We start from the raw sequence: 24695 nt of genomic DNA, 5'->3' as shown, positions 1-24695 counted from the left end.
CCGGCGATGGGCTGCACAGCAGCCCCACTATTCAAGAGTGATAACCGAACATGAATGTTGCCGCAGAACAAATCGTACCTACTGCCGATGAGCAGCAGGCCAAGTCCAAAATCCGTCGCCGCCTGGCATACATCACAGGTGGCAGCCTCGCAGTAATCGCACTACTGGCCTCCACCAGCTACTGGCTCACCACCGGCCGCTACCTGGAAACCACCGACGACGCCTACATTCGCGCCGACTGGGTGGCCCTTAGCCCACGCGTCGCCGGCTACGTGGCCAAGGTCGAGGTCGATGACGACCAACCGGTAAAAGCCGGCGATGTACTGGTGCGCCTGCAAGCCCGCGACTATCAGGCCCGCCTCGACCAGGCCCAGGCCGGCGTGGCCGAAGCCCGGGCGGCGCTGACCGCCACCCAGGCCAGCCAGCAGGTGGCGGCCGAGCGCATCAACCAACAGCAGCACGCCATCCTGCAGGCAGAAGCCGCCGTGCAGGGCGCTGCAGCCGAACATCGGCGCAGCGAGCTGGACATGCAACGCTACCGTGGCCTGGTGCGTGACGATGCCGCAACGGTACAGCGCCTGGAAAGCGCCAGTGCCGCTGCCTCGCAGGCCCAGGCCGCACTGCAGGGCGCGCGGGCCGCATTGCGCGAACAGCGCGCGCAGTTGGCCATGGCCAAGGCACGATCCGCCCAGGCCGACGCCACGTTGAAACAGAAAGAAGCAGCGCTGGCCCACGCGCTGGCCCGCCAGCGACTGGCCGAACAGGATGAGCAGGACACCGTGCTCCGCGCCCCCATCGACGGTGTGGTTGGCCAGCGCCGCGTACGCGCCGGCCAGTATGTGGTGCCGGGCCAGCCACTGTTGGCCGTGGTGCCCCTGCAGCAGGCCTATGTGGTGGCCAACTACAAGGAAACCCAACTGGCCCACATGCGCGCCGGGCAACCGGTAGAAATACGTGTAGACACCTTCGCCAGCCAGCCACTGCACGGTCATGTGGCCAGTTTCTCGCCAGCCTCCGGCAATGTCTTCGCCCTGCTGCCGTCCGACAATGCCACCGGCAACTTCACCAAGATCGTCCAGCGCTTCCCGGTGCGCATCCTGCTCGACAAACCGCTGGATGGCCCACAGGTGCTGCCCGGCATGTCGGTGGTCACCACCGTCGACACCCGCCCCGCAGAGGTTACCGATGCGTACTGAACAACCGGTCTCGCTGCGTGCCTGGGTGGCGGTGCTGGGTGGCCTGTTCGGCTGCTTCATGGCCGGCATGAACGTGCACGTCACCAGCGCTGCCCTGCCGGAAATCCGCGGCTCGCTGGGCGCCAGCTTCGAGGAAGGCTCGTGGATTTCCACCGCCTACCTGGTGGCGGAAATCGTGATGATTCCGCTGACCGCCTGGCTGGTGGAGGTGTTCTCGCTGCGCCGGGTCATGTGGACGGGGTCGTTCGTTTTCCTGCTGGCATCGGTGGCCTGCTCATGGGCCCCCAACCTGGAGGCGATGATTGCCATTCGGGTTATCCAGGGCGCTGCGGGGGCGGTGCTGATCCCGCTGTCGTTCCAGCTGATCATCACCGAGCTGCCAGCCAGCAAGATGGCCATGGGCATGGCGCTGTTCAGCCTGGCCAACAGCGTGGCGCAAGCGGCCGGGCCGTCGATTGGTGGCTGGCTGACCGACGCCTATTCATGGCGCTGGATCTTTTACCTGCAACTGTTCCCCGGCATTGCGCTGCTGTGCGCCATCGCCTGGTCGATCGAGGCCAAACCGATGAGGCTCGAACTGTTGCGCAAGGGTGACTGGCTGGGTATCGCGGCCATGGTGGTCGGCCTGGGTGGCCTGCAGATCGTGCTGGAAGAAGGCGGCCGGCTGGACTGGTTCGGCTCGCCGTTCATTGTCGGCATGAGCGTGATCGCCGGTATCGCACTGGTGGTGTTCGTGGTAACGCAACTGTTCGGCCAGCGTACCTTCATCAACCTGCGGCTGCTTGGCCGTTACAACTTCGGTGTCGCCAGCGTGGCAATGTTCATCTTTGGCGCCGCCACATTCGGCCTGGTGTTCCTGGTGCCCAACTACCTGTCGCAGTTGCAGGGCTTCAGCGCGCACGACGTTGGCGTGGCGCTGATTGCCTATGGTGTGGTGCAGCTGCTGCTGGCGCCGTTGATGCCACGCCTGATGGGCTGGACCAGCGCCAAGTTCATGGTCGCCAGTGGCTTTCTGATCATGGCGCTGGGTTGCTGGCTGGGGACGAGCCTGAGCGCCGACAGTGCCGACAACGTGATCATCCCGTCCACGGTGGTGCGGGGTATTGGCCAGCCGTTCATCATGGTAGCGCTGTCGGTGCTGGCGGTGGCCGGGCTGGACAAGCGCGAGGCCGGCTCGGCCTCGGCGGTGTTCTCCATGCTGCGCAACCTGGGGGGCGCCATTGGCACGGCCGGGTTGACGCAACTGGTGGCGACCCGTGAGCGCTTTCACAGTGAGCGTATTCACGAGCAGGTGACGGTGTTCGAGCCTGGTGTGCAGGAACGTATCAACCAGACAGTGCAGAGCTGGTTGCCGCACCAGCAGCAGGTGTTGGAAGGGTTGGCGGGGACCATTCGCAGGGAGGCTTACCTGATGGCTTACAGTGATGCGTTCTACCTTGCGTGCCTGGCGTTGGTCGGGTGCGCACTGGCGGCGTTGCTGTTGCGGACCAGGCAGCAGGCTTGATACCAAACTACCGGATTACGCGGTACCTGTGGGAGCGGGCATGCCCGCGAACACGGGCGCAGCCCGTGCCATCCACCGCGGCGCCTGTTTCGCGGGCATGCCCGCTCCCACAAGGTAATAAGTAACGCCCCTATGTGCTTAGAGTGCCGCTCCGGGCGCGCGGCCCAGCACCCGCGAATATTCTTCACGCGCACTCTGTTCGGTAAACTCCCCCGCCCACTTGGCCACCACCACCGTCGCCACGCTGTTGCCGATGGTGTTGCAGGTAGCCATGGCCATCGACATGAAGCGGTAAACGCCAAACAGCAGCGCCAGCCCTTCAACCGGCAGCACACCAATGGCCGTTACCGTCGCAGCGAACACAACGAAGCTGCCACCCGACACCGCCGCCGCACCTTTGGAGGTCACCAGCATGATCGCCAAAATGCCCAGTTGCTGCTCCCAACCCAACGGCACGCCGTAGGCATTGGCAATGAACAGCACGCACATCGACATGTAGATCGAGGTGCCATCCAGGTTGAAGGCATAACCCGTCGGCAGCACCAGGCCCACGCTCTGCTTCGAGCAGCCGAAGCGTTCGAGCTTTTGCAGCAAGCGCGGCAGTGCGCTCTCGGACGAAGCGGTCCCCAACACGATGAAAATCTCGTCCTTGATGTACTTCAGGAAGCGCCACAGGCTGAACCCCGACAACCGGCACACTGCACCCAGCACCACGAACAGGAAGAAGGCGACCGCCACGTAGAACATCAGCACCAGGTTGGCCAGCGACATCAACACCGCCGAGCCATTGCTGCCTACCGCGTAGGCCACCGAGCCGAACGCACCCAGCGGGGCGAACTTCATGATCAGGTTGATGAACTCGAAGAAGCACTCCGACACCCGGTTCAGGCCGTCCTCGATCACCGCCCGGCGATCATGCTTCAAGGCCAGCAAGGCAAAGCCGAACAGCACGGCGATCACCAGCACCTGCAACAACTGGCCACCGGCAAAGGCACCCACGAAATTGTCGGGGAAGATGTTGTAGATGAAATCCATGGTCGAGGTCGGCGCATGGCCTTTGGCGACCGCAGCGCTGGCCGCGGCCGATGCGGCACTGCTGGCGTGTGCCCCGTGCATGCCCGAACCAATGCTGATCAGGTTGCCCCACAGCAGGCCCAGCGCCAGCGCCAGGGTAGACAGCAGTTCGAAGTACACCAGCGCACGCCAGCCCACTTTGCCGACCCGCTTGATATCACCGGCCGAGGCAATGCCGTGCACCACGGTGAAGAACACCAACGGCGCAACAGCGGTCTTGATCAGTTTGAGAAAGATGTCCCCGAGGATCTTGAACTTGGCAGCAAGCTCGGGGGCGAGGAAACCGAAAGCGATGCCCAGCAGCATCGCGGCAAGCACCTGGAAAGTCAGGTCCTTGTACAGCGGCTTTTTCGAAGTGGAAGCCATGGTAGCGTTCTCATTGTTATTGTACGTATGCACAGGTCGGGGCCCAGGCATGCCGGGCACCGGGCGTATCAGCGGGCAACGGCACCCGGGCGGGCCAGGGCCTGGTCGACCATCTGCGGCGCCAGGCCCAGGTAGTTGGTCGGGTCGCACAGTTGCTCCAGCGTCGCCAGGTCCAGGCGCGCAGTGGCCTCACCCTGGGCCTTCAAGGCGTCCAACAGGCTGATGCCCTGGTCGTTGGCCATACGGCAGGCGGCATAGACCACGTCGTGCGCCACCTGGCGGCCCAGCGTCGGGGCCAGGCCCATCATCACTGCCTCGGCCACGATCAGGCCCTGGGTCATGTCCAGGTTCTTGCGCATGCGCTCGGTGCGTACATCCAGGCCGGCCAGCATGAAGCGCGCCTGGGCCAGCGAGGCACCGGTCAGGGCGAAGGCTTCGGGGATGGCGATCCATTCGGCCTGCCACGGGCCGGTGGAGCGCTCGAAGTCCTGGATCATGGCGTCGAGCATCAGCCCGGCCTGCTGGCGCACGCCCTTGGCGGCGGCGTACATCAGCTCGCAGGAAATCGGGTTGCGCTTCTGCGGCATGGTGCTGCTGGCGCCACGGCCCTTGACGAACGGCTCGTAGGCTTCGCCCAGCTCGCTGGTCATCATCATCATGATATCCAGCGCCACCTTGCCCAACGAGGCGCTGACCAGGCCCAGGAAATTCAAGGTTTCGGCCAGGCCGTCACGGGCCACGTGCCAGGTGGCTTGCGGCACGCCCAGGCCCAGTTCGTCCATCAGCGCGGCTTGTACTTCCAGGCCCTTGTCGCCCAGCGAGGCCAAGGTACCGGCGGCACCGGCAAACTGCCCCACTTCCACCCGCGGGCGCAGTTCCACCAGGCGCTCGGCATGGCGGTCGAACATGCTCAGCCACACCGCGCACTTGTAGCCGAAGGTGATCGGCAACGCGTGCTGCAGGTGGGTACGGCCGGCCATTGGCGTGTCGCGGTAGCGCAGCGCCAGCTCGGCCAGCAGGCCACGCACGGCCTGGATGTCGCGCTCGACGATGGCCAGTGCGGCGCGCACCTGCAATACCACGGCAGTGTCCATGATGTCCTGGGTAGTGGCACCCCAGTGCACGTAGCGACCCGCCTCGCCACACAGCTTCGACAACTGCTCGACCAAGGGCAGGATCGGGTAGCCGACGATCTCGGTCTCGTGCTGCATCAGTGCCAGGTCCAGCGCTTCGTAGCGCGACAGCTCGGCAATCTGCACGGCGGCTTCGGCAGGGATCACGCCGCAGCGGGCTTCGGCCTTGGCCAAGGCCACTTCCACTTCGATGTAACGCTCGATCAGCGATTTGTCGGAGAACACCGCACGCATTTCGGCGGTGCCGAACATGTCGCGGAACAGGGTGGAATCGAAAACGGTGGTGGACATGGGCAGGGATCCTGAAATGTTGTTTTTGATCGGACATATTGTTTATGTCCGTACATAATTCTTGCCCTGTCGCTGTTACACTGTCAACCGATGAAATTTGCGAGACAGACCAAAGGTATGAACCCGACGCGCTACACCACCGTGGCAAAGGACTTGATGGAAGGCATCGCCAGCGGCCGTTACCCGGTGGGCAGCCTGCTGCCGACCGAGTTCGAGCTGTGCGACCTTTACGATGTAAGCCGGCACACGGTGCGCGCGGCCATCAACCAGTTGCTCAACCAGGGGCTGGTGTCGCGGCGCAAGCGCGTGGGTACCCGGGTGGAAGCCAGCAGCCCGCGCGGTGGCTACTCGCAATCGCTGGCCAGCGTGGCCGACCTTGCGCACCTGGCCGAAACCCAGCAGCGGGAAATTCAGGACGTGCGGCACTTCGTTGCCGATTTGAGCGAAGCGGCGCGGCTGGGGCTGGTACCGGGTGAGCACTACTTCTGCGTGTCCAGCATCCGCGTCGACCGCCTGCACAATGCGGCGCCCCTGTGCTGGACCGACGTGTATGCGCAGCGGGACTACGCCGATGTCATCGAACTGGCCCGCGAGCACCCCGACCAACTGATTGCCGGGTTGATCGAACAGCACTATGGCCGGGCGATCGCGGTGGTCGACCAGCAGGTGCGGGCGGTGTTGCTGACGGCGGAAATGGCCCGGGCGCTGAAGGCCGATGCAGGTTCACCGGGGTTGAAGATCATTCGCCATTATCGCGAGGAAAACGGCGATTTGATGGCGGTTTCCGAAACCGTGCACCCGGATGACCGCTTTACCCTGGTCACCCAGATGCGACGCGACCGGTCGCCCGCCTGATCAAACGATTGGGGCCGCTGTGCGGCCCATCGCCGGCAAGCCAGCTCCCACAGGGACTGCACAGCCCTCAAGCCAGGCACGGTCCCTGTGGGAGCTGGCTTGCCGGCGATGGGCTGCAAAGCAGCCCCAATGGCCCTGACCGACAAACACAACGCGCAGCCCTGTGCCTACGTTTCACATACCCAAAACCCGTTCAGCCTCCAGCAACTGCTGACTCCGCACCGACACCACCCGATGATCCCGCGCCAGCAACCCATACACCGTCGGCAGCACGAACAACGTGAACAAGGTGCCCACCAGCATCCCGCACACAATCACCACTCCCAGCCCGAAGCGGCTGTTGGCCCCGGCACCGCTGGCGAACAGCAGCGGCAGCACGCCAAAGGTCATCGCCGCCGTGGTCATCAGCACAGGCCGCAAACGTATCTGCGCAGCACGGACGATAGCCGCCGCCCGATCAAGGTTGTCACGCACCTGGATCTCGTTGGCGAACTCCACCATCAGGATGCCGTGCTTGCTGATCAGGCCAATCAACGTCACCAGTCCGATCTGCGTGTAGATGTTCAACGTGGCCCAGCCCAGCGCCAGCGGCAGCAGCGCACCGCAGATCGACAGCGGCACGGTCACCAGGATGATCAGCGGATCCACCAGGCTTTCGTACTGCGCCGCCAGCACCAGATAGATCACCACCAACGCGGCAAGAAACGCCCACATCAGGGCAAAGCCCTCCTGCACGTACTGCCGTGATTCCGATTGCCAGTCGTGGCTGAAGCCTGGCGGCAGCTCACTGGCCAGTTGCTCAAGAAATGCCACGGCATTGCCCATCGACACACCCGGCGCCGGTATCGCCTGCAAGGTGCTGGCATTCTGCTGATCGAATTGCAGCAGGCGATTAGGCGCAACCTCGATATCCAGGTGCACCACCGTGGCCAGCGGCACCAGGCTGTCGTCCTCGGCGCGCACATATTGGCGGTTGAGCGCCGCAGGCGTCAGGCGCTGGTCCTGAATGCTCTGCGGAATCACGTCGTAGGAGCGCCCGAACAGGGCGAAGCGATTGAGGTACTGCTCGCCCACCAGCACACCCAGCGACTCGCCGATGGCCTGCATGCTGATGCCCAGGCTGGCTGCCTTGGCCCGGTCGATGCGCACCTTCACCACCGGGTTGTTGTAGTCCAGGTCACTGTCCACCACGGCGAACAAACCACTGTCGCGGGCACGCTGCTTGAGGGCTTCCATGGTCTGGTACAGCTCGGGGTAGTCATGGGCACTGCGCAGCACCATCTGCACCGGCAAGCCTCCGCTGGAACCCGGTAGCGAGGCCACCTGGAAGGCGAAAATGCTGCTGCCTTCGATGTCCGCAACTGCCTGTTGAAGCTGCGCCTGCACCTGCGCAGCAGAGCGCTCGCGAGCCTGCCAGGCACTGAGGTTGATGCCGCCGAAACTGGCGGCCGGGCCGTCGGTGCCGTTGATGATCCAGGTGTCGGTGGTTTCGGCAATGGACTTCATCACCTGGTCGAGCTTCAGCGCAAAGCGTTCCGCATATTCCAGGCTGGCATGCTGCGGCGATTTGATAGCCGTGAGCACAGCCGCCTGGTCCTCGGGAGGGGCGAGTTCGCGCTGTGGCAGCAGGTACAGCCAGGGCAGGCTCAGGCACACCAGCAGTGCCACGCCGCCACTGATCCAGCGATGAGACAGGGTGTAAGCCAGCACCCGCCCGTAAGCCCCGGTCAGCGCCCCGAACAACCGGTCCGCCAGGTTGGCCATTGCGCCGTGCTGCTGACCAGGTTGCAGCAGCAGTGAGCTCATCACCGGCGACAAGGTAAGCGCCACCACGCCAGACACGATCACCGCCCCCGCCAGGGTCAGGGCGAACTCGCGGAACAGCGTGCCGGTCAGCCCGCCCATCAGCCCGATGGGTGCATACACCGCCGCCAGCGTGAGGGTCATGGCAATCACCGGCCCGGCAATTTCCCGTGCCCCGGCCAATGCCGCAGCAACCGGCGACTTGCCCTCTTCGATATGGCGGTGCACGTTCTCCACCACCACGATGGCATCGTCCACCACCAGGCCGATGGCCAATACCATCGCCAGCAAGGTCAGCAGGTTGAGGCTGAAGCCGAACAGCAGCATCAGGCCCGCAGCGCCGAGCATCGACAACGGGATGGCCACCACTGCAATCAACACACTGCGCAGCGAACCCAGGCACAGCCAGATCACCAGCACCACGATCAGCATCGCCTCTACCAGGGTGCGCAGCACCTCGTGGATGGAGGCGTCGATGAAGCGTGCGGTCTCGTAGGCCAACGCCACATGCACGCCCGGTGGCAGGGTCTGCTGAACCTGCGGCAGCAGCTGGCGAATGCCCTCGACAATCACCAGCGGGTTGCCGGTTGGCGTGGGGAACAAGCCCAGGTGCACGGCGTGTTTGCCATCCATGGTGGCACTGGTCTGGGTGGCCGCCGCACTCAGCTCGACGGTGCCGACATCGCGCAGGCGTACCAGGTCGGTGCCCGCGTTACGGATGATCAGTTCGCGAAAGTCCTCGACCCGGGTGAGGTCGGTGTCCACCTGGATATCGGCCAGCACGTACTGGCCGCGCACCTGGCCGGGCGTCGCCTGGTAGTTGTTGGCACGCACTGCCTGCGCCACATCGGCTGCCGTCACCCCGCGCCCGGCCATGCGCTCGCTGTCCAGCCACAGGCGCATCGCCAGGCGCTGACCGCCGAACGACTGCACCTTGGCCACGCCGTCGATGCCGGAGAACTGCGGCTCCACCACCCGCGACAGGTAATCGCTCAGCTCGGGTATCGACAAGGTATCGCTGGCAAAGCCCACGTAAGCGACGGCAGTGGAGTCACCTGCCGACAGCTCCACCACCGGGTCGTAGGCTTTTTCCGGCAGGCGATAGCGCACCTGGTTGACCTTGGCCATGGTCTCGGCCAGCGCCTGGGTCGAGTCGCGGTTCAGCACCATGCGCAGGGTAATCAGGCTGCGCCCCTGCTGCGAGGACGAGGACAGGTAGTCGATGCCCTCCACCGATGACACCGCCTGGGTAATCGGTTGAGTCACGAAGCCTTGCATCAGCTCGGCAGAGGCCCCGGGGTACTCGGTGCTGATGGTGATGGTCGAGCTTTCCAGCAACGGGTACTGGCGGATCGGCAGTTTGCCCATGGCAAACAGCCCCAGCAGGATGATCAGACTGCTGACCACCAGCGCCAACACCGGGCGGCGCACGAAGACGTCAGTGAACTTCACGATTGCCGCCCTCCCTGGCTGGCCTGCAGGCTGTCCTGGGCCACCGGCTCGACAGACATGCCATCGTTCAGTTTCAGCTGGCCAGAGACCACCACCTGATCACCCGGCGCAAGACCAGAGGTCACCTCCACCCGCCCCTGCCAGCGCTCACCGGTGGTGACCTGCACCCGTTTCACACGGGTGCCGTGTTCCGCATCCCGGGTGGCGACGAACACCGTCTGCCCATAGGCGGTGTAGGTAATTGCGGTTTCCGGCACGGCCAGCACGGTCGATGGCTGTGCCGCGTCCAGGCGCACGCTGGCGTACATGCCCGGTTGCAACTGCCCGTCCGGGTTCGCCAAGGCGGCCTGCACCTGCACCAGGCGCGCCTTGCTGACAACCGGGTCGACCGCCACTACCTGGGCCTGGAAGCCTTGGCCGCGCACGGCATCCACACCCAGTGCCAGCACCTGCCCCACCTGCACGTCGGGCGCGGCCTGCTCGCCCAGGGAAAAGTTGACGTGCAACTGTCGGGTATCTGCCAGGCTGACGATGGTCTCGCCAGCGCCCAGGTATTGGCCCTGATGCACCCGGCGAATACCCAGCTTGCCGGCGAACGGCGCCCGGATGGCCTTCTGCGCGATCAACGCCTCGACGTGCTGCAACTCGCCACTGGCCACATCCACGGCAGTGGCGGCGTTATCGAACAGTTCCTGCGAAACGGCATGCATAGCCAGCAGTTTGCGGCTGCGCTGCAACACCACTTCGGCGTTGCGCAGTTTGGCCCGCAACTGCACGCGCTGGGCCTGCTCCGGGGCGTCATTGAGCTGCACCAGCACCTGCCCGGCCGTGACGGTCTGCCCCGACTCGAACGCGATACGGGTAATGCGCCCCGCCACCTCGGCCGCCACCTGCACCTGGTTGACCGCCTCCAGCTCCCCCGAGGCAAAGTTCTGCCGCGCCACCTGCACCTGCTCGGCCGTGGCCAGCGCCACCTTGGTTGCCGGCCATGCGGCGGCAGCGGGTTGCGTCGAGCTGTTGCCCACCAGCGCATAGGCGCCCGCCAGCACACCTGCCACAGCGCCGGCACAGGCCAGTAACGTCCTTTTGTTCATGCAGTGCTCCGATCATCAGGAAAGCGGTTGCGGGAGAGATCGGGCAGGACTATAAGAGCTCAACTTAACTTGAGGTCAACAGGCATGGCAGCGGACAACACGCGGATGCTCACGGTAGGCGAAGTGGCCAAACGCAGCGGCGTGGCAGTCTCTGCGCTGCACTTCTACGAGTCCAAGGGGCTGATCGCCAGTGTCCGCACAGCCGGCAACCAGCGCCGTTTTCCCGCGCTGGTGCTGCGCACGCTGGCGATCATCAAGGTGGCGCAGCGCACCGGTATTCCGCTGGAGGAAATCAAGCAGGCCTTCAGCCGTTATGCACCCAACAGCAAGCTTACGGCAGCGCAATGGGGCGAGATGTCCACCGCCTGGCGCGAAGACCTGAACGCCCGCATCCGCACGCTGGAGGCACTGCGCGACAGCCTGGACAACTGCATTGGTTGCGGTTGCCTGTCGCTGGAGGACTGCCCATTGCGTAACCCCGAGGATGTGCTGGGCAAGGAAGGATCCGGGGCGCGGATCCTTGAAAAGAACGCCCGGTAGCCTGCATACATGCGCTCACACAGGTTCTAGGCACACGCTATACCTGTAGGAGCGGGTTTACCCGCGAACACCGGCGCAGCCGGTGCCATACACCGCGCAGGATGGCACCGGCGTTGCCGGTGTTCGCGGCTAAAGCCGCTCCTACAGGGATTTGCACCAACATTGAGTTTTGGCTGCGCCCTCACCAGATAGCAATTTCGTAGGTCAGGTAAAGGCGATTGCTGTCTCGCCCCCGGGCAAAGTCCGAGCGATAGACGTAGTTGCGCAACTTCACCCCCACCCCCTTGAGCGGCCCCCCCTGCACCACGTACGCAAGCTCGGCGTCACGTTCCCACTCCTTGATGCCCGCAGCCCCCGAGCGGCCATTGTCGCCGCTCAGGTACCGGGCCATGAAGGTCAGCCCCGGCACGCCAGCAGCGGTGAAGTTGTAGCCATAGCTGGCCATCCAGGTTTTCTCTTCCTCCTCGATGAACTTGCCAATGCCGACATTGCTGAACGAATACACCGTCGCACCGCTGATGTACGGCAGCCCGGCCTCGCCATCGAGTACCTGGTAGCCCGCGCCGACGGTATGGCCGGCGTGCGCATAGGCCAGCTGGCCACTGAACATGTCATTGTCGATGGCACCGCCATAGGCCGCCCCACTGTCCCGGCTCTTGAAGTAGCGCAGGTCCGTGGTCAGCACCCCGCCGGCCAGTGGCAGGTCATGCACCAGGCTGGCGAAGTCCTGACGGTAGAAGTGCTCAAGCTGGCCATGGAAGTAGCTCAGGCGCAGCTGCTTGCTGACGGTGTACTCAGCACCCGCAAACGTGAAATCACCCGACTTGGCACCACCGTAACCGTCCAGATAAAGGCCCGTACTGTCGGATGAGTCCCGCTGCTTGAAGCGGTCCAGGTGACCGGCGCTCAGGGTCAGCCCGTCGATGTCCGTGCTGGTCAGTTGCGTGCCTTGATAGGTCTGTGGCAGCAGCCGTGCATCGTTGTAGACCAGCACCGGCGTCTTGGGCAGCAACGTGCCATGCTTGATCACCGACTTACCCAAGCGAGCCTTGGCCGTTACCCCGGCGCTGGCAAACTCTTGCGCCGCGCGGCCATCGTCATGCACCGGCAACAGCCCCGTGCCGCTGCGCCCGCGACCGGAGTCAAGCCTGACACCCAACAAGCCAAGGGCATCAACCCCCAGGCCCAGCGCGCCCGGCGTATAGCCCGACTGGTAGTCGAGCAGAAAGCCCTGCGCCCACTCGACCCGCTCACTTTTGGCGGTCGCGGCGGCACGTGCACTCAAGCCCTGCTCATCGCGGAAATTTTCATTGAAGTAGACATTGCGCAACTGCAACTTCAGCGTACTGTCATCGACAAAACCAGCCGCGCCGGCAACAGGCAGCCAGCCGCAGAGCAGGCCACAAGTGGCCCCACGGAATACAACTCGGGACATGATCGTTACTCGGTTCTTGTTATTGGAAGGCGTACAGGCAGGGCTTAGACGAAGAAGGACAGCGCCCCCGTGAGCAGGGCCAGCGCCGTGAGCACCAGCGAGGTGAGCACCGCCCATTTCACGGTGGCTTTCTGGAAGTCGCCGATATCACGGTCGACCATGCCCATCAGCAGCAAGGTCGAGGCCACCAGCGGGCTCATCAGGTGCACCGGCTGGCCCAGCACCGAGGCGCGGGCAATTTCCAGCGGGTCGATGCCGTAGGCCGCTGCGGCGTTGGCCAGGATTGGCACTACGCCGAAGTAATAGGCGTCGTTGGACAGCACGAAGGTCAGCGGCATGCTCGTCAGCGCCACCACCAGCGGGAACCAGTGGCTCCAGGCCTCGGGAATCCAGTCGACCAGGGTTTGCGCCAAGGCGTCGACCATCTTGGTACCAGAGAAAATGCCGGCAAAGATGCCCGCCGCGAACACCAGCAACACCACGGTCATCGCGTTGCCCGAGTGCGCCAGGATGCGTTCTTTCTGCAACTCCAGCTGCGGGTAGTTGATCATCAGTGCGGCAACAAAACCGATCATGAACAGGATGGCGGCATGCATCAGCCCCATCACCAGTGCCGTCATCACGGCAATCACCAGCAACAGGTTCACATACGCCAGCCGCGGGCGCTTGTGCGGGTTGTCGCCGAGGATTTCCTTGATGTAGCAATTGCCACCGCCTTCCTGCAACGCGGTGTTGCCGATACGCCGACGCTCTGCCCGACCCAGCAGGAAGGCAGTAAACACCACCCAGGCAGCGCCACCGATCATGGTCGGAAGCATGGGGATGAAGTATTCGCTGGCATCCAGCCCGAGCGCCGCAATGGCGCGGGTAGCCGGGCCGCCCCAGGGGCTCAGGCCGCTCATGATACTCAGCGACAGCATGGCCACGGTGGCCAGGATCATCGGGTTCATGCCAATGCGCTTGTACAGCGGCAGCATGGCGGCACAGGTAATCATGTAGGTGGTGGTCCCGTCACCGTCCAGCGCCACCAGCAGCGACAGCAGCGCCGTACCGATGGCAATCTTGATCGGGTCGCCGTTCACCCGCTTGAGGATCTTGCGGATCAGCGGATCGAACAGGCCGGCGTCGATCATCAGGCCGAAGAACAGGATGGCGAACAACAGCAAGGCTGCCGATGGCGCGACCATCTTCAGGCCATCGAGCATCATCTTGCCCAGTTCGGGCGCAAAACCGCCGACGATGGCGAAGACGATGGGGACAACGGTCAGCGCAACGATAGGCGACAGGCGCTTGCTCATGATCAGGTAGGTGAACGTCACCACCATGATCAGGCCCAGGAGTGCGAGCATGGTTTTTCTCTCTTGTTTTTATTGTGCGTGGCCGCCCGCCAGGCAGGCAGCCCCCTGCCCCACCCGGCATCGCAACGATGCCGAATGGAATTTTAAGTCAGGCGTGGGTGTAGCGACGGGCAATCAGACGTGGCGGTGTGGTTCTGCGGGCCAGTCGACCTGAGCGGGCGCAGGTGAAGCCGGCTGCGCTGCTTGCGCACCATTGAGGGCGCGCAGCAGGGTATCCCGCTCACAGGCATTCTCGGACAGCGAGATCACCACCGTGGCCACCGCGTTGCTGGCAAGGCTGGTCAAGGCGCGGGCCTCGGACATGAAGCGATCGATGCCAATCAGCAGGGCCAGGCCGGCCAAGGGGATGTCGTGGATCACGGTCAGGGTCGAGGCCAGGGCTACGAAACCACTGCCCGTCACGCCGGCAGCCCCCTTGGACGACAGCAACATGATCGCCAGCATGGTCAGCGTCTGCCCCAGGCTGATGTCGATGTTGCAGGCCTGGGCGATGAAAATGGCAGCCAGTGACAGGTAGATGGCCGTGCCGTCGAGGTTGAACGAGTAGCCGGTTGGCAGCACCAGGCCCACGACCCCTTTCTTGCACCCCAGCTTTTCGAGCTTTTCCAGCATGCGCGGCAGCACGGGTTCGGTGGACGAGGTGCCCAGCACCACCAGGAACTCTTCACGGAAGTAGCGCAGCAGTTTCCACAGGCTGAAGCCGTGGGCACGGCAGATGCCGCCCAGTACGACCAGCACGAAGAACGCGCACGCGACGTAGAGCGTACCCACCAGCTTGGCCAGCGCGCCCAGCGAGGTGATGCCGTACTGCCCGACGGTAAAGGCCAGTGCACCAAAGGCACCGACCGGCGCGAAGCGCATCAGGTAGCCGAACATGCGGAACACCATGGTCGAGGCGGATTCGAGCACATCCAGCATCGGCTTGCCCTTGTCGCCCATGGACGACAGGGCAAAGCCGCTGAGCACGGCAATGAACAGCACCGGCAGCACTTCACCTTTGTTGAAGGCGCCTATGAAGGTGTCGGGAATAATGTGCATGAAGAAGTCCACCACACCCAGCTTGGCAGCCGAGGCCGTGTACTGGCTGAGGCCTTCGGTGCTGAGGGTGGCAGGGTCGATATTCATGCCTGCACCTGGCTTGAACAGGTACACCGCCGCCAGCCCTATTGCCAGGCTGACCACCGTCAGGCCCAGGAACAGCAGCAGCGTCTTGCTCATCAGGCGCCCCAGCGAGCGCTTGTCGGTCATGCCGGCGATGCCGGTGACGATGGTGCAGAACACCACCGGGGCGATCATCATCTTGATCAGCTTGATGAAGGCATCGCCCAGGGGCTTGAGTGCAACGGCCTGTTGCGCCCAGAAGTGGCCGACCAGTACACCGAGCAGAACGGCGCAAAGGATCTGGAAGTACAGCGATTTGGCGAGTTTCATGAGGCATCACCATTGTTGAAATTGTGCGGATGCGCTTGGTGCATGGATCAAGCAGGTGGCGGCTACCCTGCCAGCCTGCGCAAGGTAGGGGCGTAGACGAAGCCTGAAAAGAGCCGTCGAGCAGTTCTTACCACTGAAACCTGGGTCGTCGTGCCGTCGGCACCACCGCGCGACAGCGCCACCTCTATGCCGCCGCTCGGGTGCTCCAGGCGCACCTCGGTCAACTGCCGGACGCCCTCGCCAAGCAGATCGCCGATTACCGTACCGGGGCTGACGCAGGCAGTCGCCAGCCCTACCGCCCCGGTGATGGCCAAGGCACGGTGGCAGTTGTGCGGCATGAAGTAACGCACCTGCAACGTGCCATCGTACCGTGGCGCCGACACCAGTACCGGCTTGGGGATTACCATGCCACTGACGTCGCCAAGGCCCATGGCCTTGCCGGCTTTAAGGCGCAACGCCTCAAGGCGCTTGAGCAGCCTGGAATTGCCATCGAGCTCTGCAGGGGTTTCCGATCCGGTCACCCCCAGTTGACTGGCCTGCACCACCATCATGGGCATGGCCATGTCGATGCAGGTTACCGGTACGCCGTCGATCACGTCCGTGGCCGCGCCGGTGGGGAACAGCTTGCCGGTCTTGCTACCGACAGCATCGAGGAACGTCAGGTGCACCGGGGCGGCAGTGCCCGGTACGCCGTCGATCGACGTGCGGCCTTCGTAGCGCACGATGCCGCCGGGGGTTTCCACCAGCGAGTTGACCAGGGTGCCGGTGTTCAGGTTGCGGATGCGGACCAGGGTCTTGCCATCCTGACCCTTCACCAGGCCCTGCTCGATGGCGAACGGGCCGACGGCGCACAGCATGTTGCCGCAGTTGGGCGCGGTGTCGACGCGGCGCTGGGCAACCATCACCTGCACGAACAGGTAATCGACATCTGCATCCGGGTGCAGCGAAGGGCTGACAATCGCCACCTTGCTGGTTTGCGGGCTGCCTCCACCGATTCCATCGATTTCCAGCTCATGGCCAGAGCCCATCAGGTTGATCAGCAGCTCGTCGCGCTCGACCACATTGGCAGGCAGGTCCCAGGCGTGAAAGAACGGCCCTTTCGAGGTGCCACCGCGCATGAGGACGCAAGGAATTCGCTGCATGATTTTGCACTCTTGTCGATCAATGGACATCATTGATGCTGTGAGCAAAAGAGTGGCAGGGATGGATAAATCAATCCAATGCAAATATCGTAGCCATTATTGCGTTTTACAAAACAATTGAAACCACCACGCCAGCGCAGGCCCTCTGATGGAATATGAGCTGCAAGACATTCGATCTTTCGTGAAAATCGCCGAACTCGGCAGCTTCCATGAGGCAGCCGAGGCGCTGCATTTGTCGCAACCAGCGCTTAGCCGGCGGATCAAGAAGCTGGAAGAGGGTTTGGGCACTGCGTTGCTTGAACGCACCACGCGCCGGGTCGGCCTGACCAGCGTGGGCCGCGACTTCCTGCCCAAGGCCCGGCGCCTGCTGGATGACTTCGAAGACTCGATCCTCAGCATCCGCGAGCTGGCCGAGCGGCAGACCGGCCAGGTCACCCTCGCCTGCATCCCCACCGCAGCGTTCTACTTTCTGCCATCGGTGATCCGCGACTACAACGAGCGCTATCCGAAAATCCGCATTCGCCTGCTGGACCTCAGCGCCAACGACGGGCTGGAAGCGGTACTGCGCGGCGAGGCCGACTTCGGCATCAACATGATGAGCGGCCAGCACCCGGACATCGAGTTCGTTTCACTGGTGCAGGAGCACTTCGTGCTGGCCTGCCGACGGGACCATGCGCTGGCAAACCGCAAGGCCGTGACGTGGACGGAGTTGGCTGAGCATCGCCTGATCGGTGTTGGCCGCCTGAGCGGCAACCGCATGCTGCTGGACCACGCGCTGTCGGGGCTCAACCTGCGGCCGAAGTGGTTCTACGAAGTACAGCACCTGTCCACGTCGCTGGGCATGGTGGAGGCCGGCCTTGGCGTATCGGCCATGCCCAGCCTGGCGATGCCCAGCGCCGACCACCCGACCCTGGTCAGCGTGCCGCTGACCGAGCCGCAGGTCACGCGCACCCTGGGGTTGGTCTACCGCCGCGGGGCGTCGTTGTCGCCTGCCGCCGAGAAGTTCGTTTCAATTCTGCTGGAGCAGTGGCCCAACCGTTGAGTGACGAGGCTCAGTCGCCTTTGCCCAGTACAAAACGATCAAAGTGCTCGATGTGCTCATCCAGGTTGTCTTCGAGCATCATCCGGTACTGCTCGCAGAAGTACTTCAGAATCTCTTCCCGGGCGGCCGCCAGTTCCGCGCCGCTCTTGAAGCTGCGGGCGCTCATCCAGGCGCTGAAACGGGTTGCGCCGAAGGTGAGCGAGGCGCTGACCTTGCCCAGGTCTTCGAATTTTTCGATCTGCTGGTTGGCCAGGTCGATGTGCGCATCGGCGCGGTCGTAAAAGGCCTGATCGGTAGCTTGGGTCATTGCGGTTCACCTGGTAACGGATGCCCAAGCCTTGCATGGCGGCGCGCATACGTGCAAGGCTGAAAAAGGATCACTCGCAACGAAAAAGGAAGCAAAACACCTTATGCCAGGAATCACACGTATCCATCGCTACTTGCGCCCACTGCCTGCAAACCGGACTGCAGCCAGTGGGCGTGACCTCAAAGGCAAACGCGTCATCCGCCTCGCCTCCAAACTCGCAACACTGCTCTGCACGCCCCGCTCTGCCCCGCCTTACCTCTGTGTCACGCCCGAGCGTGCACCTGCCAAACGCCTGCCCCCGACCTGATTGCCAACGCTGCAGCGCACAACGCCGTTCTCGCTTGCTACAGGCGGGATGTCTGACGCACTTACAGGGGCAACACGCAATGCTTTTATTTCAAGGCAAACAGATTCACAGCGCCATCTTCGACATGGATGGCACCCTCTTCGACACCGAGCGCTTGCGCTTCAGAACGCTCAAGCAAGCCTCGCTGGAAATCTTCGGCAAGGCACTGGGCGAACACACACTGATCGGCTCGCTGGGCCTGAGCGCGAAAAAAGCCGAAGCCCTCGCCAAGGCGCACAACGGTGAAGACTTCCCGTACGCCGAAATCCGCAAACGCGCGGATGAACTTGAGCTGGAGTACGTGCGCAATCACGGCGTACCGATCAAGGCCGGCCTGCTGGAAGTGCTGGAGCGCCTGCGCAAGTCGGGGCTGACCATGGCGGTAGCCACGTCCAGCCGCCGTGCCATTGCCGAGGAATACCTGATCAACGCCAACGTGTTGAAGTACTTCGATATCACCGTCTGCGGCGATGAAGTCAGCCAGGGTAAACCCCACCCCGAGATTTTCCTGAAAGCCGCCCGCGCGCTCAATTGCGAGCCGGGCCAATGCTTCATGGTCGAGGACTCAGAGAACGGCATGCTCTCGGCAATGCGCGCTCAGGGGCAGGCGATTCTTATCGAAGACATCAAGCCGCCGGCCCCCGAGATCAAGGCAGGCGCGCTCAAGGCCTATCGCAGCATGACCGAGTTTCTGGCCGATTTGAGCGAGTGCGTTCCCGACCTGGGCATGCCCGAACTGAACGAAAGCTTCCCGGCCTCCATGAACCAGTTCCGCGTGGGCATTCATGGTTTCGGCGCCATCGGGGGTGGCTACCTGACGCAGGTCTTTTCCCATTGGGATGGCTACACCCGGCCTTGTGAGATCATTGCCGCGACCCGCTCGCGCATGCTGCGTGAAAGCGTCAATGCCTTCGGCCGTTACAGCGTGCGCTACGGGGCCACTTCGTTCGACCAGACCATCGACAATGTGCGCATGATCGATATGGACGATGATGATGCACTGATCCACATGTACACCGCTGCCGAAATTATCGGCCTCAGCCTGCCCGAGCAGGCCATCCGCAACCAGGCGCAGGTGATTGCCAAAGGCCTGTTGAAGCGCTTCGAACGCCGTGGCCGTGAGCTGACGTTGCTGATCGTGCTGAACAAGGTGGGCGGCGCTGCGTTTGTGCGCCGCCATGTGCAAGCGGAGCTGGCATTGCTGTGCCCGCCAGCAATCGGCGAGCAAGTGCTGGAAAAGACCCACTTTGCCGAAACGGTGGTCAGCCGCATCGTCTCCAAGCTCAGCAACGACGCACTGGTGCGGCAACTGCGCATCAAGTCGCAGATGTTCCAGAACAGCCTGGAAGACGAGCCGACAGTCGCCACAAAGGCATCGACGCCAGTGCCTGAATACGAACGACTGATCGGGCGCTTCAGGCCCTTTGCCCAGCCCAGCAGTGCGATGAGCCAGTTGCACCTGATCCTGTTCAACAGCGAACCCGACATGCCGCTGTATGTAGAGCACGGCAGCGACCTGCTCGAACGCCTGCGCCAGGTAAAAACGGTGCCTGACATCACCCAGATCCAGGTCATCAAGAACCGCTTGTGGAATGGCCCGCATGCCATCGTTGCCTGGTACGCCAGCCTGCTGGGCCATGACTCGGTAGGCCAAGGTATGGGCGATGCACAGGTGAGCGAACTGGCCGAGCGCCTGATTCGCCAGGAAGTCGGCCCCGCGCTGGTGGCGGAGTATCCGCAGATGGCGGAAGTGGTCAGCCGTTTTGCCGATACGTTCCTGGAACGCTGCAAAACCTCGTTCAAAGACCCTTGTGCCCGGGTGGGGCGCGACCCGTTGCGCAAGCTTCAGCGCAACGAACGCATTTTCAGCAGCATCGAGCTGGCCCACAAGCATGGTATTGAAACCCCGGCCCTGGTGTTTGGCGCGGCACTGGCCATTCACCATGCCCTGCGCTGCACAGATGAAAAGGCGCTGGAGGCCCAGGCCATCAGGCAGGCCTATCGCGAAAACGACGCCAGTGTCGAGGCCGTGCTTACCCTTGGGGTTGACGGTAATGGCAAGCGCTTTCCAGGGCTGGACCCGATCACGGATGCGCAGCTGATCAGCGCCATTTCGGAGGCTTTCCGGCATTACCCGCAAAGGGATGCCGCGAGAACGCCCCTGATGCAAGTCAGTTAACCGGGGCCGCGAGGCGGCCCGGCGTGCGCGGCCGAATCAGATCAGTAGGTAGCCCGCACCGTGAGGGTGAAGTTGCGTGGCTCGCCATAGAAGTTGCTGTTGGCCGAGGTACCTACGGTCTGGTAGTACTTCTTGTCGAAGAGGTTGTTGGCATTCAGGATCGCTGTCCAGTGCGCGTCGACCTGATACTCCAGGCTCGATGCCCACACGGCATAGCCCGCCTGGACGAACTTGAAATCCTCGGCTTCGCCGTTGTACAGCCCGGTGGCCGGGTTGTAAGGGGTGACCGTACCGCTGCGGCCGTTGCTGCTCTGGGCGGTCACGCCCAACCCGGCTTTCCACTTGCTCAGTTCACCCGGCAAACGGTAGGTCCCCCATAACTTGAACAGGTGCTTGGGCGTGACCGCCGCGTAGACAGCACGGGTGCTGTCGTTGGCCTTGTCGACCGTGTGGTTGTAGGTGTAGCCGGCAAACAGTTCGAGACCGGTCAGCACTTCGCCACTGACCTCTGCATCGAAACCTTCGCTGACCACTTCGCCATTGTTGAGGAAGCAACAGTTCGATGCACCATAGGTTGGCGGATAACGCGTGTCTTCAATTGCCGCACCTTCCTGCTCGATACGGTAGATGGCAAAGCTTGTGTTCACCCGCTCATCGAACAACAGGCCTTTGAGGCCAAGCTCATAGTTCTTTGCCGTGGCGGCATCCAGGGTCTTGCCACCGGCCGCCACCTGCAGGAACTGCGGTTTGTAGGTTTCGGCGTAGCTGACATAGGTAGTCCATTGCGGGGTCAGCTCGAAGGTGAGGCCGGCGTACGGGGTGGTAACACCCTGCTCCTTGAGGCCGCGATGGTAGGGCGCCGGGTCGCTCAGCACGTTGCCGAAATCGTCGAAGAACACTTCGGTATCACGGTACTTGTAGGTGGACACCCGCGCGCCAAGAATCAGCTTGGTGCGTTCGCTCAACGACAGCCGAGTCATGCCGTAATAGCCGTACTTCTCGGTCGTGTTGTCATGGGTCTTGTTCGGTGTGCTGCCCGGGTCGACCGGTTCGACCGGGTTGAAGATGTCCACCGGGGTGAAGTTAAGCAGGCCCCAGCGCTGCACGGTGTAACCGTCCGAATGGGAGTAGTCGCCGCCCAGCAATACATCGTGGTGCAAGCCGAACAGGTCGAAGCCACCCTTCACGTAGCTGTTGATGCCTTTGCGCTCCAGCCCCGTCCTGGCCGGGTAGTTCAGCCAGGTGCTCCCGATACCGGTCAGCGGGTCGACCGCGCCGTTGGCAAACAACGAATTGCCATCGCGGTCCATGTCCATCCAGGTGAGGTCGGTGGTCCACAACCAGTCTTCGTTGAAGTTGTGATCAAGCTTGATGTACGCCTGCCGGGTCTTTTCCTCGACCGAACCCCAACCGGCGAGGTAGGACGTTTTGCGTGACAGGCCAATGTCGCTGCCATCCTTGTAGCGTGGCAGGCCACCGAAGTTGGGGATGCCTTCACTTTCCTGGTAGCTGGCCCCCACGGTCAGCAAGGTGTCTGCACTCAGGTCGAATTCCAGCGAGCCGTAGTACAGACTTTTCTCCATGTTCGCCGTGTCGTAGTAGAAGCGGTTGTTCTGATAAGCCACCCCTGCCCGCCCCCGGACGTTGCCGGTTTCAGTCAGCGGGCCGGTAACGTCGAGCTCGCTGCGGTAGGTGTCCCAACTGCCGGCCGAAGCAGAGAACTTCAGCTGGTTGTGGCCAAGCGCCCGTTTGCGTACCAGGTTGATGGTACCGCCGGGGTTGCCGCTGCCCGAATAGAGGCCATCGACACCGCGCAGGAGCTCCACATGGTCGTACTGGGCCAGGTCGAGCTGGCTGATCGAACCGTAGCCGGAGATGGCGGTGTCCATCGGGGCGCCACCGTCGAACTGGATGTTCGACACGGCAAAACCGCGGGAGAAGAAATTGGTGTCGTTGCCCAGCGACGAACCTGTCGCGCCGTTCTTCTGCAACGTGACGCCGGTGGTCTTGTCCAGTGCATCGGTCAGGGTGGTGAGGTTCTGGTCTTCGATACGCTGGCGAGTGACCACTGACACCGAATGCGGCACATCCTTGATGGACTGGGCAACCTTGCTGCCAACACTGGTGGCGCCGGTGATGTAGGCACCCGTGTTTTCAGTCGAATTTCCCAACGCCTGCCCCTGGATCATTGTGCTTTGCAATGACAGCGGCGCGCCAGCGTCTGGCATGGCAGGCTGTAACGACCAGTTGCCATCCGCCGCCTGTACCGCACTCAGCCCGGTGCCTTCCAGCAACAAGTAAAGCGCCATCCTGACCGGCAACTGGCCGCTTACCGGGCGCGCCTGCTTGCCTGCTACCCATTGCGGGTCGTAGGGCAAGCTGATGCCGGCCTGTTCGGCGAAGCGGTCAAGCGCCTGCCCCAGTGGTGCCGCAGGCAGGTCGTAGCGGCGGCTGGGTTCATCTGCCAGCACCTGGTGGCAAAGGCTCAGGCCGGTACCAAAGACAATGGCCTGGGCAAGCAAGGTGGGGCGATAGCGGGACAACAGATCCATCGAGGGGAGGCTCCTGAAAAGTGCTGGTTTTTTCTTCTTGTCGAAGAGCCCGGCAAAACCCCGTAACCGGGCAGGCACTTTTTTCAGGCAGGCACGATGCGCACCCACAATGCGCTGCGCCACACCAGGCGTACCGGCAGGGTATGGGCCAGCGTGCGCAAGGCGTTGTCGGTATCGTCCAGCTGGAACACCCCGGAAATTTGCAGCCCGGCCACAGCCGGGTCGCAGCCCACCCAGCCATTGCGCTGGCGGGCCAGGTGCGCAGCCAGCTCCTGCAACCGCATTTGCCGGGTGATCAGCAAGCCGCGCGTCCAGGCCGAACCTTCGAAGGTCGGGTGTTCAATGAAATGCCCACCGGCGGCATCGACCAGGTACTGCTCCCCCGCCTGTGCGGATATAGGCGGCTGCCCAGGCACGTGAATGGCAACAGCGCCTTGGTCAACGGTCAACCTTGTACGCCCTTGCTCCTGACACAGGTCGAAATCGTTGCCCAGGAAGCGGCCCTGTGCCGAGCTGACGCACAACGGGCGTTGCAGCGGGTCGATGCCCGCCTTCATCTGCACCTGGCCTTCGCGCAGTTCGATCAGGCGTTCGCGCTGGCTGAAACGCACATCCACTGCACTCCTGCTGTTCAGCCGCACCTGCGTACCGTCTGCCAACTCGAAACGCCTTCGCTCGCCAGTGCCGGTGCTGTAATCGGCAAAGCTGACACGCCAGGGTGACTGCTGCACGGCACCCCCGGCCATACCCAGGCCCAACAAGCCGAGCGCCAGGGTTTTCAGTGCCGTACGGCGGTCGGGCTCGGCCAGTGCGCCCATCGCAACCCCTGCCGGCAGTTCACGCGCGTGCGTAAAGCAAGTTTGCGCTTCCTGCAGTGCCTGCCAGGTGGCTTCGTGCCGGGGGTCGGCCTGTCGCCAGGCCAGGCAGGCAGCGCTTAAGGCCGGCGCATGCTGCGACGACTCCAGCTTCACCAGCCAGTCGATGGCCTGGTCGAGCACCTTGTCGGTCATGGTTCGAGGGAAATCTGGTAACAGTGGCGAATGGCCTTGGCCATGTACTTCTCGATGCTACTCAGGCTTACCCCCAGGCGCAGAGCGATTTCCTGGTAGCTGAGGCCTTCCAGGCGCGACAGCAGAAACGCCATGCGCGCCTTGGCTGGCAGGCCTTCGAGCAGGGCGTCGATCTGCATCAGCGTCTGCAACAGCATCAACTGCCGCTCGGCAGAGGGAGCCTCGGCTTCGGGCAGTTGCGCCAGTGCGTGCAGGTAGGCAGCTTCTAGCTTCTGGCGACGGAAGCGGTCGATCAACAGCCCCTTCGCCACGCTACTCAGCCAGGCCCTTGGCTGGCGCAAACCGGCAATCAGTTGAGGGCGCAACAGCACCTGCAGAAAGGTGTCGTGGGCCACATCGGATGCCTGGTCGCCATGGGGCTGGCGCCGTTGCAGCCAGTTCAGCAGCCAAGCGTGATGGTCACGGTAAAGCGCATCGACAGGCTCGTGTGCTGACACGGTGATCCCTCATCCCATATTGCCGAAAAGTGCAGTTGCAAATCGTTCGCAATATTACGGGGTTTCATCGCCTTGCCTCAAGCGTGGC

Annotated in this window: 18 protein-coding genes; 6 read left to right on the top strand and 12 right to left on the bottom strand. The window is 63.1% G+C overall.

Going from position 1 to position 24695, the window contains the following annotated elements:
- The first annotated feature begins 50 nt into the window (after positions 1 to 50).
- Positions 51 to 1196: an HlyD family secretion protein gene (locus N436_RS01925; protein ID WP_110740286.1), complete on the top strand. Its 1146-nt coding sequence runs from the start codon at positions 51 to 53 to the stop codon at positions 1194 to 1196.
- Complete coding sequence (locus tag N436_RS01920; RefSeq protein WP_110740285.1) at positions 1186 to 2700, top strand: DHA2 family efflux MFS transporter permease subunit; 1515 nt, start codon at positions 1186 to 1188, stop codon at positions 2698 to 2700. Before N436_RS01925 ends, N436_RS01920 begins: the two co-directional genes overlap by 11 nt.
- Positions 2701 to 2838: 138 nt before the next feature.
- Here N436_RS01920 and N436_RS01915 read toward each other — a convergent pair whose 3' ends face one another.
- Together N436_RS01915 and N436_RS01910 are read right to left on the bottom strand one after the other, a co-directional pair.
- Entirely contained in the window at positions 2839 to 4140 is a 1302-nt protein-coding gene (locus N436_RS01915; RefSeq protein ID WP_110740284.1) for a cation:dicarboxylate symporter family transporter, read from the bottom strand.
- A gap of 68 nt (positions 4141 to 4208) precedes the next feature.
- Positions 4209 to 5564 (bottom strand): adenylosuccinate lyase family protein, encoded by a 1356-nt coding sequence (locus N436_RS01910; protein ID WP_110740283.1) that lies wholly within the window; start codon positions 5562 to 5564, stop codon positions 4209 to 4211.
- A gap of 117 nt (positions 5565 to 5681) precedes the next feature.
- Here N436_RS01910 and N436_RS01905 point away from each other — a divergent pair, with 117 nt between their 5' ends.
- Entirely contained in the window at positions 5682 to 6419 is a 738-nt protein-coding gene (locus N436_RS01905) for a GntR family transcriptional regulator (RefSeq protein WP_110740282.1), read from the top strand.
- A gap of 174 nt (positions 6420 to 6593) precedes the next feature.
- On the opposite strand, the gene N436_RS01895 is transcribed toward N436_RS01905, so the two are convergent.
- Together N436_RS01895 and N436_RS01890 are read right to left on the bottom strand one after the other, a co-directional pair.
- On the bottom strand, positions 6594 to 9674 hold the full coding sequence (locus N436_RS01895; protein WP_110740280.1) for a MexW/MexI family multidrug efflux RND transporter permease subunit: 3081 nt from the start codon (positions 9672 to 9674) through the stop codon (positions 6594 to 6596).
- Positions 9671 to 10768 carry an efflux RND transporter periplasmic adaptor subunit gene (locus N436_RS01890; protein ID WP_105945285.1) on the bottom strand — a complete coding sequence of 366 codons (1098 nt, stop codon included), beginning with the start codon at positions 10766 to 10768 and terminating at the stop codon, positions 9671 to 9673. The genes N436_RS01895 and N436_RS01890 overlap by 4 nt, the downstream gene beginning before the upstream one ends.
- 84 nt (positions 10769 to 10852) lie before the next feature.
- Between N436_RS01890 and soxR the strand changes: the two genes are divergently transcribed.
- Positions 10853 to 11308 (top strand): redox-sensitive transcriptional activator SoxR, encoded by a 456-nt coding sequence (soxR, locus tag N436_RS01885; protein ID WP_110740279.1) that lies wholly within the window; start codon positions 10853 to 10855, stop codon positions 11306 to 11308.
- A gap of 181 nt (positions 11309 to 11489) precedes the next feature.
- Here soxR and N436_RS01880 read toward each other — a convergent pair whose 3' ends face one another.
- The 4 genes from N436_RS01880 to N436_RS01865 all read right to left on the bottom strand — a co-directional run bounded on the left by N436_RS01880 (position 11490) and on the right by N436_RS01865 (position 16674).
- Positions 11490 to 12743 (bottom strand): OprD family porin, encoded by a 1254-nt coding sequence (locus N436_RS01880; RefSeq protein WP_105945287.1) that lies wholly within the window; start codon positions 12741 to 12743, stop codon positions 11490 to 11492.
- Positions 12744 to 12787: 44 nt separating this feature from the next.
- On the bottom strand, positions 12788 to 14092 hold the full coding sequence (locus tag N436_RS01875) for a CitMHS family transporter (RefSeq protein ID WP_105945288.1): 1305 nt from the start codon (positions 14090 to 14092) through the stop codon (positions 12788 to 12790).
- 123 nt (positions 14093 to 14215) lie between these two features.
- Positions 14216 to 15532 carry a C4-dicarboxylate transporter DctA gene (gene dctA, locus N436_RS01870; protein WP_105945289.1) on the bottom strand — a complete coding sequence of 439 codons (1317 nt, stop codon included), beginning with the start codon at positions 15530 to 15532 and terminating at the stop codon, positions 14216 to 14218.
- 62 nt (positions 15533 to 15594) lie between these two features.
- Positions 15595 to 16674 carry a 4-oxalomesaconate tautomerase gene (locus tag N436_RS01865; RefSeq protein WP_105945290.1) on the bottom strand — a complete coding sequence of 360 codons (1080 nt, stop codon included), beginning with the start codon at positions 16672 to 16674 and terminating at the stop codon, positions 15595 to 15597.
- 148 nt (positions 16675 to 16822) lie between these two features.
- Between N436_RS01865 and N436_RS01860 the strand changes: the two genes are divergently transcribed.
- Positions 16823 to 17716: a LysR family transcriptional regulator gene (locus N436_RS01860; protein ID WP_105945291.1), complete on the top strand. Its 894-nt coding sequence runs from the start codon at positions 16823 to 16825 to the stop codon at positions 17714 to 17716.
- 10 nt (positions 17717 to 17726) lie between these two features.
- Here the strand turns inward: N436_RS01860 and N436_RS01855 are convergent, their stop codons facing one another.
- Positions 17727 to 18023 (bottom strand): DUF3144 domain-containing protein, encoded by a 297-nt coding sequence (locus tag N436_RS01855; protein WP_016714831.1) that lies wholly within the window; start codon positions 18021 to 18023, stop codon positions 17727 to 17729.
- 386 nt (positions 18024 to 18409) lie between these two features.
- Here N436_RS01855 and mtlD point away from each other — a divergent pair, with 386 nt between their 5' ends.
- Positions 18410 to 20548, top strand: a complete 2139-nt coding sequence (gene mtlD / locus N436_RS01850) for a bifunctional mannitol-1-phosphate dehydrogenase/phosphatase (protein ID WP_110740278.1) — start codon at positions 18410 to 18412, stop codon at positions 20546 to 20548.
- Between the two features lie 41 nt (positions 20549 to 20589).
- Here the strand turns inward: mtlD and N436_RS01845 are convergent, their stop codons facing one another.
- From N436_RS01845 to N436_RS01835, 3 genes are all read right to left on the bottom strand, one after another.
- Positions 20590 to 23100: a TonB-dependent siderophore receptor gene (locus N436_RS01845; protein WP_110740277.1), complete on the bottom strand. Its 2511-nt coding sequence runs from the start codon at positions 23098 to 23100 to the stop codon at positions 20590 to 20592.
- A gap of 83 nt (positions 23101 to 23183) precedes the next feature.
- Entirely contained in the window at positions 23184 to 24110 is a 927-nt protein-coding gene (locus N436_RS01840; protein ID WP_105945294.1) for a FecR domain-containing protein, read from the bottom strand.
- On the bottom strand, positions 24107 to 24607 hold the full coding sequence (locus N436_RS01835) for a sigma-70 family RNA polymerase sigma factor (protein WP_256589572.1): 501 nt from the start codon (positions 24605 to 24607) through the stop codon (positions 24107 to 24109). Before N436_RS01835 ends, N436_RS01840 begins: the two co-directional genes overlap by 4 nt.
- Positions 24608 to 24695 lie beyond the last annotated feature (88 nt).

Origin of the sequence: Pseudomonas sp. RV120224-01b (genome assembly GCF_003208145.1) — a bacterium.
In the GTDB taxonomy this organism is placed as follows: domain Bacteria; phylum Pseudomonadota; class Gammaproteobacteria; order Pseudomonadales; family Pseudomonadaceae; genus Aquipseudomonas; species Aquipseudomonas monteilii.
The sequence above is the reverse complement of the archived record's forward strand: the minus strand, read 5'-3'. Positions and strand labels throughout refer to the sequence as shown.

Coding starts and splice junctions, on each gene's coding strand:
- N436_RS01925 (WP_110740286.1), top strand. CDS start 51: ATGAATGTTGCCGCAGAACAAATCGTACCTACTGCCGATGAGCAGCAG.
- N436_RS01920 (WP_110740285.1), top strand. CDS start 1,186: ATGCGTACTGAACAACCGGTCTCGCTGCGTGCCTGGGTGGCGGTGCTG.
- N436_RS01915 (WP_110740284.1), bottom strand. CDS start 4,140: ATGGCTTCCACTTCGAAAAAGCCGCTGTACAAGGACCTGACTTTCCAG.
- N436_RS01910 (WP_110740283.1), bottom strand. CDS start 5,564: ATGTCCACCACCGTTTTCGATTCCACCCTGTTCCGCGACATGTTCGGC.
- N436_RS01905 (WP_110740282.1), top strand. CDS start 5,682: ATGAACCCGACGCGCTACACCACCGTGGCAAAGGACTTGATGGAAGGC.
- N436_RS01890 (WP_105945285.1), bottom strand. CDS start 10,768: ATGAACAAAAGGACGTTACTGGCCTGTGCCGGCGCTGTGGCAGGTGTG.
- soxR (WP_110740279.1), top strand. CDS start 10,853: ATGGCAGCGGACAACACGCGGATGCTCACGGTAGGCGAAGTGGCCAAA.
- N436_RS01880 (WP_105945287.1), bottom strand. CDS start 12,743: ATGTCCCGAGTTGTATTCCGTGGGGCCACTTGTGGCCTGCTCTGCGGC.
- N436_RS01875 (WP_105945288.1), bottom strand. CDS start 14,092: ATGCTCGCACTCCTGGGCCTGATCATGGTGGTGACGTTCACCTACCTG.
- dctA (WP_105945289.1), bottom strand. CDS start 15,532: ATGAAACTCGCCAAATCGCTGTACTTCCAGATCCTTTGCGCCGTTCTG.
- N436_RS01865 (WP_105945290.1), bottom strand. CDS start 16,674: ATGCAGCGAATTCCTTGCGTCCTCATGCGCGGTGGCACCTCGAAAGGG.
- N436_RS01860 (WP_105945291.1), top strand. CDS start 16,823: ATGGAATATGAGCTGCAAGACATTCGATCTTTCGTGAAAATCGCCGAA.
- N436_RS01855 (WP_016714831.1), bottom strand. CDS start 18,023: ATGACCCAAGCTACCGATCAGGCCTTTTACGACCGCGCCGATGCGCAC.
- mtlD (WP_110740278.1), top strand. CDS start 18,410: ATGCTTTTATTTCAAGGCAAACAGATTCACAGCGCCATCTTCGACATG.
- N436_RS01845 (WP_110740277.1), bottom strand. CDS start 23,100: ATGGATCTGTTGTCCCGCTATCGCCCCACCTTGCTTGCCCAGGCCATT.
- N436_RS01840 (WP_105945294.1), bottom strand. CDS start 24,110: ATGACCGACAAGGTGCTCGACCAGGCCATCGACTGGCTGGTGAAGCTG.